Raw genomic sequence first — 10,479 nt, forward strand, 5'->3', positions numbered from 1 at the left:
GAGGCCTCAGTCATTTCCGGATGTTTTTTTCGCAAATAAGCTAATTCGAAAAAGTTATTTATTTTTGAATTCTTAGATCATTTAGTCTCCTCGAACGCCGAACGTCCGGCGGCCTGTTGAGGAGATTTTCCATGTCTTTGCGTTTCCCCCTTCGCCTTCTCGCGGCCGCCTCCCTGGCAGCCACGAGTCTTTTTGCCCAGGCAGCCGACCTGACCGTCGCTTACCAGACCACCGTCGACCCGGCCAAAGTCGCCCAGGCCGATGGCGCCTACGAAAAAGCCACCCAAGCCAAGATCGACTGGCGCAAGTTCGACAACGGTGCCGACGTCATCACCGCCATCGCTTCGGGCGATGTGCAGATCGGCTACCTCGGGTCCAGCCCGTTGACCGCGGCCATCACCCGCAAGGTCCCGGTGGAAACCTTCCTCATCGCCACCCAGATCGGCGCCGCCGAGGCCTTGGTGGTTCGTGACGGCTCCGGCATTAATTCCCCGCAAGACCTGATCGGCAAGAAGATCGCCGTGCCGTTCGTGTCCACCGGTCACTACAGCCTGCTCGCCGCGTTGAAGCACTGGAACATCGACCCGTCGAAAGTCACCGTGCTCAACCTGGCGCCACCGGCCATCATCGCCGCCTGGAAGCGTGGCGACATCGACGCCACCTACGTCTGGGACCCAGCCCTGGGTGTGGCCAAGGAAAACGGCAAGGTGCTGATCACCTCCGCGGAGCTGGCCAAGTTCGGCGCACCGACGTTCGACGCCTGGATCGTGCGCAAGGACTTCGCCCAGAAGCACCCTGAAATCGTCACCGCCTTCGCCAAAGTGACCCTGGACGCCTACGCCCAGTACCGCAAGGACCCACAAGCCTGGCTGGCCGATGCGTCCAACGTCGACAAACTGGTGAAGCTCTCCGGTGCCAAGGCCAGCGATATCCCGTTGTTGCTGCAAGGCAACGTCTTTCCCCTGGCGGCCGATCAGGTCGTGAGCCTCGGCGCACCGACCACCCAAGCCATCACCGATACCGCGGCGTTCCTCAAGGAGCAAGGCAAAGTCGAAGCCGTGCTGCCGGACTACGCGCCTTACGTCAGCGCCAAATACATCACTCGCTGATCAAAAAAAGGAGACATGCGATGGCCTTGCTACAACTGGAGCGCATCAGCGCACAGTACCCCGGCGCAGCGGAACCGGTGCTGGCGGATATTTCCCTGACCCTGGGGCCGAAGCAGTTGCTGGTTGCCCTCGGTCCATCCGGCAGTGGCAAGACATCGCTGTTGAACCTGATTGCCGGGTTCGTCGAGCCCAGCGCCGGGCAGATCACCCTCGACGGCACGCCGGTCAAGGGCCCGAGCGCCGAACGCGGCGTGGTGTTCCAGGACGATGCGCTGCTGCCGTGGCAAGACGTGCTGGCAAACGTTGGGTTCGGCCTGGAACTGGCCGGCGTCCCCAAGGAAAAACGCGAGGCTCGCGCCCGGGAAATGCTTGCCCTGGTGGACCTGGCCGGTTTCGAGCAACGCCGCGTCTGGCAGCTCTCCGGCGGCCAGAAACAACGCGTCGGCCTGGCCCGGGCGTTGGCGGCCGACCCGCGTGTGCTGTTGATGGACGAACCGTTCGGTGCGCTGGACGCCTTCACCCGCGAGCAGATGCAGGAACTGTTGCTGCAGGTCTGGCAGCGCACCGCCAAGCCGGTGTTCCTGATCACCCATGACATTGAAGAAGCCGTCTTCCTCGCCACGGACTTGATTCTGCTGGCACCGAACCCGGGGCAGATCGTCGAACGCCTGAGCCTGGATTTCGGCCAGCGCTACGGGGCCGGGGAATCGGCACGGTCGATCAAGTCCGACCCGCGCTTCATCGAAACCCGCGAGCATGTGCTCGCCAAAGTGTTTTCCCAACGCAGCGCCACTCGACCCCAGGAGCGCGCATGAGCAGCTACGAAATTCCCGCCGGGGTCCGTGACGCGACAACCCGGCCCGCGGCCAGCGGTTTGAGGCCCCACGTGAGTACGCGTTGGATCAGCGGCTTGACCCTGATCGCGTTGCTGGCAGCCTGGTGGGCTGTCACCGCCAGCGGCCTGATCGAACCGCTGTTCCTGCCCCCGCCTTCGGCCGTGCTGCAAAAAGGCTGGCTGCTGGCGACCCACGGCTACATGGACTCCACCCTCTGGCAACACTTGGCCGCCAGCCTTGAACGCATCGGCCTGGGCCTGTTGTTCGCGGTGCTGACGGCGGTGCCGGTGGGCATCGCCATTGGTGCCAACCGCATCGCACGCGGTGTGCTCGATCCGTTGATCGAGTTCTACCGGCCGATCCCACCGTTGGCGTACCTGCCATTGATCGTGATCTGGTGCGGCATCGGCGAGTTGTCGAAGGTGCTGCTGATCTACCTGGCGATCTTCGCCCCGATTGCCATTGCCACCGCCACCGGCGTGCGCACCGTCGACCGGGCCAAGCTGCGCGCGGCGCAATCGTTGGGCGCCACGCGGGCACAGTTGATTCGCCATGTAATCGTGCCCAGTGCCCTGCCGGACATTCTCACCGGCATCCGCATTGGCCTGGGCGTGGGCTGGTCGACACTGGTGGCCGCCGAACTGATCGCCGCCACCAGCGGCCTGGGATTCATGGTGCAGTCAGCGGCGCAGTTCCTGGTCACCGATGTGGTGGTGCTGGGAATCCTGGTGATCGCGCTGATTGCCTTCGCCATGGAAATGGGCCTGCGCGCCCTGCAACGCAAACTGGTGCCGTGGCACGGCCAGACCCATTGATACCCAATGACCACGCCGACCATTCGGCGCCCAGACCGAGAACACTGCGATGAACCGCCCGACCATTACGCCTCTGAGCACCGCCCTCGGCGCGCAGATCGAAGGAATCGATATCCGCCAGCCGCTGAGCCTGGCCGACCGCGACACCCTCGAGCAGGCGCTGCTCGAACACCAGGTGCTGTTTTTCCGCGACCAGCCGATCGAACCGCCACAGCAGGCGCGTTTCGCCGGGTATTTTGGCGACCTGCACATTCATCCGATCTACCCCAACGTGCCGGAGCAGCCTGAAGTATTGGTGCTCGACACCGCCGTCACCGATGTCCGCGACAACGCCGTGTGGCACACCGACGTGACCTTTCTGCCGACACCAGCCCTCGGCGCGGTGCTCAGCGCCAAGCTGTTGCCGGCGGTGGGTGGCGATACATTGTGGGCCAGTGGTATCGCCGCCTATGAAGCCTTGTCGACACCGTTGAAACGCTTGCTGGAAGGCCTGACGGCGACCCACGATTTCACCCGGTCCTTTCCCTTGGAGCGCTTTGGCAACACCGCCGAAGACCTGGCGCGCTGGGAAGAGGCACGGCGGAAAAACCCGCCGCTGTCCCATCCGGTGATCCGCACCCATCCGGTGAGCGGGCGTCGTTCACTGTTCGTCAATGAAGGCTTCACGACACGGATCAACGAGCTGTCGGAAAGCGAAAGCGAGGCGATCCTGAAACTGCTGTTCGCCCACGCCACCCGCCCGGAGTTCACCCTGCGCTGGCGCTGGCAGGTCAACGACGTGGCGTTTTGGGATAACCGTGTGACCCAGCATTTCGCCGTGGACGACTACCGCCCGGCCCGGCGGGTGATGCACCGGGCGACGGTGTTGGGGGATGTGCCGTTTTTTCGCTGAACCCACCACTCACTTGTGGCGAGGGAGCTTGCTCCCGCTCGACTGCGCTGTAGGAGCTGCCGAAGGCTGCGATCTTTTGATCTTTCGCTTGAGACTCAAGCATCGGCGGAAAGATCGCAGCCTCGCTTCGCTCGACAGCTCCTACAGCCCAGCGGGAGCAAGCTCCCTCGCCACAGGGGGTTGTGTTACTCAGCTGACGAAGGCTTTTCCCAAAGATTGATCCCGCCTTCCTGGGCAAACCGGTCGATCTCGGCCAGCTCTTCGGCGCTGAAGTTCAGGTTCTGCAAGGCTCCGACGTTCTCGATGATCTGCTCCGGCCGGCTGGCGCCGATCAGGGCGGAGGTGACCCGGGGATCGCGCAAGGTCCAGGCCAGGGCCATTTGCGCCAGGCTCTGGCCACGACGCTGGGCGATCTCATTGAGGGCGCGCACGTGGGCGAGGTTCTCCTGCGACAAGTGCGAAGCCTGCAACGAGCCACCCCCCGGACGATTCACCCGCGCATCGGCCGGAACGCCCTTGAGGTACTTGTCGGTCAGCAGCCCTTGGGCCAGTGGGGTGAAGGCAATCACACCGGTACCCAATTCGTCGGTGGCGTCCAGCAGGTCTTTTTCCACCCAGCGGTTGAGCAGGTTGTAGGCCGGCTGGTGGATCAGCAGCGGGACTTTCCATTCCTTGAGCAGCGCCGCCATTTCCCGGGTCTTCACCCCGGAATACGAGGAAATGCCGATGTACAACGCCTTGCCCTGCTGCACCGCAGTGGCCAGTGCACTGGCGGTTTCTTCCAGTGGCGTATCGGGGTCGAAGCGGTGGGAATAGAAGATATCCACATAGTCCAGCCCCAGGCGTTGCAGGCTCTGGTCGAGGCTGGCCAGCACATATTTGCGCGAACCGCCGCCCTGGCCGTAAGGTCCCGGCCACATGTCCCAACCGGCCTTGCTGGAGATGATCAACTCATCGCGGTACTGCTTGAAGTCTTCGCGCAGCAACCGGCCAAAATTGATCTCCGCGCTGCCGTAGGGCGGGCCGTAGTTGTTGGCCAGGTCGAAGTGGTTGATGCCCAAGTCGAACGCCGTGCGCAGCAAGGCACGCTGGGTGTCGATGGGCGTACTGTCGCCAAAGTTATGCCACAACCCCAGCGACAACGCCGGCAGCACCAACCCGCTGCGACCGACGCGGCGGTAAGGAATGGAATCGTAGCGGTTTTGCGCAGCGGTGTAGGTCATCGAAAAGGCTCTCTGTTCGGACGGCGGGTGACAGACGCTAACATTTCACAGACGCCTCGGTCAGGCTGAAAGTTCGCAATAGGGTGGGAGCGAGCTTGCTCGCGATAGCGGTGGATCAGCCAACGAAAATATCGATTGGCAAAGGCCTCATCGCGAGCAAGCTCGCTCCCACAAGGCCAGCGATAACCACGGGCCCCACTAACGCGCCTGCGCAAACACCTCCGCCACCCAATCCACGAATACGCGAACCCGTGGCGACATGTGTCGGTTGTGGGGATAGAGCACCGACACCGGCATGGAAGGCGGCGGGTAGGCGGTGAGGACTTCCTGGATCATTCCCTGCCGGATCGGTTCTTCCATTCGGTAATGCGGGCATTGGATCAGGCCCATGCCGGCGATGGCCGAGGCGGCGTAGATCTCGGCGCCGGACACCGACAACGAGCCCCCGATCGGCACCTCCTTGAGTTCGCCATCGACCATGAACTCGAACGGATAGAGTTTGGCGGTGGTCCGCGAGACGTAATTCACCGCCCTGTGATGCTTCAAGTCATCGAGGCTCTTCGGCTCGCCATACTGGCGCAGGTAACCGGGACTGGCACAGGTGATCTGCCGAAGATTGGCGACACGGCGGCCGATCAATGACGAATCCGCCAGCGTACCGGAGCGCAGCACGCAATCGACGCCCTCGGCAATCAGGTCGACGAAACGATCCGCCTCGCTGATGAACAGTTCTATTTCGGGGTAGCGGGCCATGAATTGCGGCAACGCCGGAATCACGAAGTACCGCGCCTGGGTGCCGTGCAGGTCTACTCTGAGTTTGCCTTTGGGCGCCACGCCGCGAAACGCCAGTTCGGCCTCTTCAAGCTCCGCCAGCAATTGCACGCAGCGTGGGTAGTAGGCTTCGCCGTCGAGGGTCGGGCGCACCTTGCGGGTGCTGCGCTCCAGTAAACGAATGCCCAGCCAGGCTTCGAATTGATTGAGCGTATGGGTCAGCGTGGCCCGGGGCATATTCAAGTCTTCAGCGGCCAGGGTGAAGCTGCTGCGCTCGTATATGCGGACAAATACCCTCATCGCCTTGACCTGGTCCATCTGAACCCCGTGCCTTGATTGTTGGAAAATATTGAACAGTCAAGGCAACTCTCGGGCATTTATCGCCAAGAGTAAACATGTGAATCTGGTTTCAACGAATCAAGACACTTCAACCTCAAAGGAATCTCACATGACTGTTCAAAACTCGAAAGTTGCCATCGTGACCGGCGCCTCCCGCGGCATCGGAGCAGAGATTGCCAAGCAATTGGCCAGCGAAGGTTTTGCCGTCGTCATCAATTACGCCAACAGCGCCACCGAAGCTTCGAAACTGGTGGTTCAACTGCGCCAGGCCGGCCACCAAGCCATAGCGGTCAAGGCAGACGTGTCCTCTTCCGCCGATGTGCGGCGGATGTTCGATGAAACCGAAGCGAAACTGGGCAAGGTCGATGTGTTGATCAACAACGCCGGCATCCTCCAGGTCATGCCCCTGGCACAACACAGCGACGAGCTGTTCGAGCAGACGTTCGCCATCAACACCCGTGGCACCTTCAACACCTTGCGCGAAGCCGCGACCCGCCTGAACGACGGTGGCCGGATCGTGAACTTTTCCAGCAGCACCGTAGGCCTGAACCTGCCCGGCTACTCGGTGTACATCGCCAGCAAGGCGGCGGTGGAATCCCTGACCCAGGTATTCGCCAAGGAACTGCGCGGTCGGCAGATCACGGTCAATGCCGTGGCTCCCGGCCCGGTCGCCACCGAACTGTTCATGCACGGCAAGAGCGAAGAACAGGTGCAGCACTACGCCAAGATGCCGCCCCTGGAACGCCTCGGCCAGCCGCAGGACATTGCCAGCATCATCGCGTTCCTGGTGAGCCCGGCCGCTGGCTGGGTGAATGGGCAGGTCCTGCGGGCCAATGGCGGGCTTGTCTGAAGCTTCGCCCGGCGGCGTCCGGCAAACCGCTATCGTGAGCAAGCTCGCTCCCACAAGGGAGTCAGCGGCCCTCCAAGAAGGAATCACTTGCCCCTGTGGGAGCGAGCTTGCTCGCGATGAGGCCGGTAAAGATGGAAAACCTACGGCCTCGCTCAGCGCACCAAATGCAGGAACTGCAGGTGCCGCTCGTACTGGTCGAGGATGTCGTTGATGATTTGCTCCTTGGTGTAGCCCACCAGGTCGTAATCCTGGCTGCCTTCGCTCAAGTGCACCTCGGCACGGTAGTAGCGCCGGTTGTTGAGCTCCTTCGAGCCCATGCCGCCGCGGGCGAAGGACGGCGTGAAGTAGCCACGCATCTGCACCTGGTAGATGAACGGATGCTGCTCGCCGTGACCGATCTCCAGGCTGACGCTGTCGTTGGCCGGGTCGGGCTGGGTCACCACCGTCAGCCCCTTCTCGACGAACACCGCGGTCACCTCTTCAATGGCCGGGCGTACCGTGGTGTCGAGGAAACGGTACACCTCGTCACGGGAGGGGAAATGCACCGCCTGGCTCAAGCGCTGACGCCAGCCGCCCGTGCCCCGGCGCGATCCCGACACCGGCGCCAGGGAATGCAATTGCGCGATCTGCTTCTGGGACTCCAGGTAAAACGCCTTGTGCAGGCCCCACATCATCAACAGCAGAATCAGTGAGAACGGCAAGGACGTCAGCACCACCGCCGACTTCAAGGCATCGATGCTGCCGGAGAACAACAACGCACTGGTCACCAGGGCCGTCATCGCACCCCAGAACACCCGCAGCCATTTCGGCCCATCCTCATCGGGATTGCCTCCCTTGGCGGACAGCGTCGAAAGCACCACGGTGCCCGAGTCAGCGGACGTGACGAAGAACACGAAGCTGATGAACACGGTGACCGCGATGACGGTCTTGCTCCAGGGGTAGGTTTCCAGCAGCAGGTAAAGACTCATCGACGGGTTTTCCAGGGCGGACATGCCCAGGGCACTCATGCCGTGGTTCAGCACTTGGTCGATGGCGCTGTTGCCGAAGATCGACATCCACGCCAGGGTGAAACCCAGGGGGATCAGCAGCACGCCAAACACGAATTCGCGGATGGTGCGGCCACGGGAAATCCGTGCGATGAACAGGCCCACGAACGGCGACCACGCGATCCACCAGGCCCAGTAGAACACCGTCCAGCCACCCAGCCAGTCGCTGGGCTTGTTGTAGGCGTACAGGTCGAAACTTTTCATCGGCAAGGCGCCGAGGTAATCGCCGATGTTCTGGATCAACGTATTGAGCAAATGCTGGGTGGGCCCGGCGAACAGCACGAACAGCAACAACGCACAGGCCAACAGCATGTTGATGTCGGACATGACCCGCACACCCTTGTCGACACCGGCCACCGCGACGATGATCGCCGCGCCCATCATCAGCACGATCAGGCCGACCTGGATCCACTGGGTGTGGGCGATGCCGAACAGGTAGTCGAGCCCGGAATTGAGGTGCAGCACACCAAAACCCATGTCCGCGCCGAGGCCGAACACCGTCGCGATAATGCCGAAGCCGTCCACGGCGTAGCCGATGGGGCCATTGATGCGCTTGCCGATCAGCGGGTACAGCGCCGAACGCAGGGCCAGCGGCAAATTGTGCCGGTAGGCGAAATATGCCAAGGCCATACCGACGAACGCAAAGACGCCCCAGCCGTGCAGGCCCCAGTGCAAGAACAGGATCTGCATGGCCTGGCGCGCCGCCTCGGCGGTACCGGCCTGGCCCTGGGGCGGCTGCACCATGTGGGTCAGCGGCTCGGAAACGCAGAAGAAAAACAGCGTGATGCTGATGCCGGCGGCAAACAGCATGCCGGCCCAGGACAGATAGCTGAATTCGGGCTCGTCGTGGTCGGCACCGAGCTTGATCTTGCCGTAGCCGGACAAGGCGGTGACCACCACGAAGACCAGATACAGCGTCATCGCGAGCATGTAGTACCAGCCGACCGTATTGGCCGCCCAGTTCTGCGCGGCCAGCAACCAGGCGCCGGCCTGGGCGGGCATGGCAATCACCACCAGACCGAACAGCAGGATGAAGGTCGCGGCGAAGTAAAACACCGGCGGGTTCATGCGGACCAGGCCGCTGGGTGGCAGGGACGAAGCACTCATGGGCGAGGCACCCCGGGCAGCGAAACGGCGAGGGTCGAAAACGGACTCGGCAAAAGCAAGCCTCCTTATTGTGAGCGGGCAGCAAACCGACGGTTTAACTTGAATGAACGTTCAAGTTAAACATGAATAGGCAGCTAAGGACTAATCGCAGGGCTCAACGGCATGTTTCCTACGCTAGCCTACGGGAGGGTATGACGTTGCCTGGTGAGCATTCGTTCAGTGCCTAAGCCATATACACAGCCCCCTGTGGGAGCGAGCTTGCTCGCGATGGCGGTATGTCAGTCAATACAGAGGCCAACTGAACCACCGCTATCGCGAGCAAGCTCGCTCCCACAGGATTTGAGGTGTTCATAAATCATGTGTCACTCCCTGCCCGTCGCTGGTTTACTTCCAAACAAATGATTGCCGGTTGCCCACGAATATCCGCGTGCCTATAGTCCAGACATCGCCTACAACCAGTACGGACCCATGATCAAAGAACAGTTGTCTCGCTTTAACCGTCTCGACCTGCTCAACCATCCGACACCGTTGGAAAAACTCGACCGCCTCTCCAACTGGCTCGGCCGGGACGTCTACATCAAGCGCGACGACCTGACGCCCCTGGCCTTGGGCGGCAACAAACTGCGCAAGCTCGAATACCTGGCCGCCGATGCCATCGCCCTAGGCGCCGATACCCTCATCACCGCCGGGGCGATCCAGTCCAACCACGTACGCCAGACCGCCGCCCTGGCCGCGAAGCTGGGCCTGGGTTGCGTGGCCTTGCTGGAAAACCCCATCGGCACCGAAGACAGCAATTACCTGGGCAACGGCAACCGGCTGCTGCTGGAGCTGTTCGACGCCAAGGTCGAGCTAGTGGAAAACCTGGACAACGCCGACGAGCAATTGCAGGCCCTCGCCGGGCGCCTGCGCAGTAATGGGAAAAAGCCCTACCTGGTGCCGATTGGCGGTTCGAACGCCTTGGGCGCACTGGGGTATGTGCGCGCCGGCCTGGAACTGGCCGAGCAGATCAAGGACACCGGAATCGAGTTCGCTGCCGTGGTACTGGCCTCGGGCAGTGCCGGGACCCACAGCGGCCTGGCGCTGGCGTTGAGTGAAAGCCTGCCGGCGCTTCCGGTCATTGGCGTCACAGTTTCGCGCAGCGAGGAGGACCAGTTTCCGAAGGTCCAGGGCCTGGCCGAGCGCACGGCAGCGTTACTCGAAGTCGCCCTTCCGGAAGCGTTCAAAGTGATCCTGTGGGATGAATATTTTGCCCCCCGCTACGGCGAACCGAACGCCGGGACACTGGCGGCGGTCAAGCTGCTGGCCAGCCTGGAAGGCCTGTTGCTCGATCCGGTCTACACCGGCAAGGCCGTGGCCGGCCTGCTCGATGGCATTGGCCGCGACCGCTTCGACGAAGGCCCGATCATCTTCCTGCACACCGGCGGCGCACCGGCGTTGTTTGCCTATAACACCGTCTTCTGAAGATGTGGAAACCCTCAATGTGGGAGCGAG

At 62.2% G+C, this 10,479-nt stretch carries 9 protein-coding genes; 6 read left to right on the forward strand and 3 right to left on the reverse strand.

The window, feature by feature from the left end; genetic code table 11:
• Positions 1 to 131 precede the first annotated feature (131 nt).
• From tauA to tauD, 4 genes are read left to right on the forward strand one after another with little or no spacing between them, the layout of a single operon-like run.
• A complete protein-coding gene (gene tauA / locus J4E53_RS28035) occupies positions 132 to 1,109 on the forward strand; it encodes a taurine ABC transporter substrate-binding protein (RefSeq protein ID WP_092475524.1) in 978 nt (325 codons plus the stop codon).
• A gap of 20 nt (positions 1,110 to 1,129) precedes the next feature.
• A complete protein-coding gene (gene tauB, locus J4E53_RS28040; RefSeq protein WP_060739677.1) occupies positions 1,130 to 1,924 on the forward strand; it encodes a taurine ABC transporter ATP-binding subunit in 795 nt (264 codons plus the stop codon).
• Positions 1,921 to 2,760, forward strand: coding sequence for a taurine ABC transporter permease TauC (tauC, locus tag J4E53_RS28045; RefSeq protein ID WP_103311005.1), 840 nt, complete (start codon positions 1,921 to 1,923; stop codon positions 2,758 to 2,760). The genes tauB and tauC overlap by 4 nt, the downstream gene beginning before the upstream one ends.
• A 49-nt stretch (positions 2,761 to 2,809) precedes the next feature.
• Positions 2,810 to 3,652 (forward strand): taurine dioxygenase, encoded by an 843-nt coding sequence (gene tauD, locus J4E53_RS28050; RefSeq protein ID WP_060739679.1) that lies wholly within the window; start codon positions 2,810 to 2,812, stop codon positions 3,650 to 3,652.
• Positions 3,653 to 3,837: 185 nt separating this feature from the next.
• Here tauD and mgrA read toward each other — a convergent pair whose 3' ends face one another.
• Together mgrA and J4E53_RS28060 are read right to left on the reverse strand one after the other, a co-directional pair.
• Positions 3,838 to 4,875, reverse strand: coding sequence for an L-glyceraldehyde 3-phosphate reductase (gene mgrA / locus J4E53_RS28055; protein ID WP_103311006.1), 1,038 nt, complete (start codon positions 4,873 to 4,875; stop codon positions 3,838 to 3,840).
• Between the two features lie 198 nt (positions 4,876 to 5,073).
• Positions 5,074 to 5,964, reverse strand: a complete 891-nt coding sequence (locus tag J4E53_RS28060; protein ID WP_103311008.1) for a LysR family transcriptional regulator — start codon at positions 5,962 to 5,964, stop codon at positions 5,074 to 5,076.
• Between the two features lie 130 nt (positions 5,965 to 6,094).
• On the opposite strand from J4E53_RS28060, the gene J4E53_RS28065 reads away from it, so the two are divergent.
• The gene (locus tag J4E53_RS28065) at positions 6,095 to 6,835 is read left to right on the forward strand and encodes an SDR family oxidoreductase (RefSeq protein WP_060739682.1); all 741 of its coding nucleotides are present in this window, start codon (positions 6,095 to 6,097) and stop codon (positions 6,833 to 6,835) included.
• A gap of 152 nt (positions 6,836 to 6,987) precedes the next feature.
• Here the strand turns inward: J4E53_RS28065 and betT are convergent, their stop codons facing one another.
• The gene (gene betT, locus J4E53_RS28070) at positions 6,988 to 8,949 is read right to left on the reverse strand and encodes a choline transporter BetT (protein ID WP_177431747.1); all 1,962 of its coding nucleotides are present in this window, start codon (positions 8,947 to 8,949) and stop codon (positions 6,988 to 6,990) included.
• A 507-nt stretch (positions 8,950 to 9,456) separates the two neighbouring features.
• Between betT and J4E53_RS28075 the strand changes: the two genes are divergently transcribed.
• Positions 9,457 to 10,449 carry a D-cysteine desulfhydrase gene (locus J4E53_RS28075; protein ID WP_103311010.1) on the forward strand — a complete coding sequence of 331 codons (993 nt, stop codon included), beginning with the start codon at positions 9,457 to 9,459 and terminating at the stop codon, positions 10,447 to 10,449.
• Positions 10,450 to 10,479: the final 30 nt, after the last annotated feature.

Source organism: Pseudomonas sp. FW305-28, assembly GCF_017351395.1.
Taxonomy (GTDB): domain Bacteria; phylum Pseudomonadota; class Gammaproteobacteria; order Pseudomonadales; family Pseudomonadaceae; genus Aquipseudomonas; species Aquipseudomonas fluorescens_AA.